2 tRNA genes and 2 rRNA genes are annotated in these 1,383 nt (G+C 53.1%); all 4 read right to left on the bottom strand.

The features are described from left to right. Positions 1-371, bottom strand: a 23S ribosomal RNA gene (locus tag J2Z31_RS29060); the annotation flags it as partial. Between the two features lie 461 nt (positions 372-832). Beyond that, positions 833-908, bottom strand: a tRNA-Ala gene (locus J2Z31_RS29055). Positions 909-940: 32 nt separating this feature from the next. Beyond that, a tRNA-Ile gene (locus J2Z31_RS29050) sits at positions 941-1,017 on the bottom strand. Between the two features lie 284 nt (positions 1,018-1,301). Further along, positions 1,302-1,383, bottom strand: a 16S ribosomal RNA gene (locus J2Z31_RS29045); the annotation flags it as partial.

The following is a 1,383-nucleotide window of genomic DNA, read 5'->3' as shown; positions in this document are numbered from 1 at the left end:
TTCCTGCAGGTACTTAGATGTTTCAGTTCCCTGCGTTCGCTTCTTATCCCTATTGAATTCAGGATAAGATACCTTTCAACAATGCTTGGAAACCACTTTGGTTCTCGCTCACGCGCCTGACGCTCCTTCGGAGCTGACGCTCCGCTGGGGCGCGCAAACGTGCGCGACGGCCTCTGGCCTTGCGAAGCTTCGCTTCGTTCAGCCAAACACCAACCAAAATGATTTTCCAAGCATCTAAGGTGGGTTGCCCCATTCGGAGATCCATGGATCAAAGCTCATTCGCAGCTCCCCACGGCTTATCGCAGCGTATCACGTCCTTCATCGCCTGTGCATGCCAAGGCATCCACCAAATGCCCTTTTGACACTTGATCGTTCTCATTGCCAATGCTCATCCTTATTTGGGTTTGGCAAACCTTTCCTTCTCGCTTGCGCTCGAAGGGGTGCCAAACCTGGCCATGCGGGCAACTTTCGTATGCCGCACCGCCAGCCCAAAAGCCCGGTTACCTTCTACAACCGGGCCAGTCAGATGCCATCGACGTGTTCGACACGGTCCTCATTGGAATTACGCCGAGCAATTCCGAGGCCGTGTCATTAGACCAGCTTCTCGAGATGCAATCCGGTGATGCGCGGTCAGGCAACATCAATCCAGCAGACCGCCAGAGAGGCGCTCCGAAGAACACCCCAACAACGATCGTGCTTATGGACAACGAACTTTCGCTCGTTCCAGACACATCTTCTCTTCACAATGTAAGCAGAACAGGCATCGATCTCTTAAGAGACGATGCAAACTATATTTCTCCAAGGATAACCGTCAGTTCAACACCAAACAAAATGGTGGAGCTGAGCGGGATCGAACCGCTGACCCCCTGCTTGCAAAGCAGGTGCTCTCCCAGCTGAGCTACAGCCCCAACCTTTCGAGTCATCTGCCTGGCTACCAAAATGGTGGGCCCGGGCAGACTCGAACTGCCGACCTCACGCTTATCAGGCGTGCGCTCTAACCACCTGAGCTACGGGCCCATTTTGGGTCAAGCACGCACCACCTAGAAGTCACTCAACACGGCATGTGAGCGGGCGTGGTTCGTATATCCTTGTGAGAAAGAGAAACGTGGACGGCGGGTCTCGCCATACCGTCATGATGCAAGCATCTATGCGGCGTATTTCATTCGATCGTGATCTGACTGATCCGATCTTGTTCTAAAAAGCAGTTTTTGCTTGGTCCTGATAGCTTATCCAAAAAGTCTTGCAACTTTTTGGGCATCAGGACGGCCATACGGCACCCTTGCTAAAAACAGCTTCCTTAGAAAGGAGGTGATCCAGCCGCAGGTTCCCCTACGGCTACCTTGTTACGACTTCACCCCAGTCGCTGACCCTACCGTGGTTAGC

This window comes from Sinorhizobium kostiense (genome assembly GCF_017874595.1).
Lineage (GTDB): Bacteria > Pseudomonadota > Alphaproteobacteria > Rhizobiales > Rhizobiaceae > Sinorhizobium > Sinorhizobium kostiense.
This window is presented reverse-complemented; position numbering and strand designations above follow the sequence as displayed.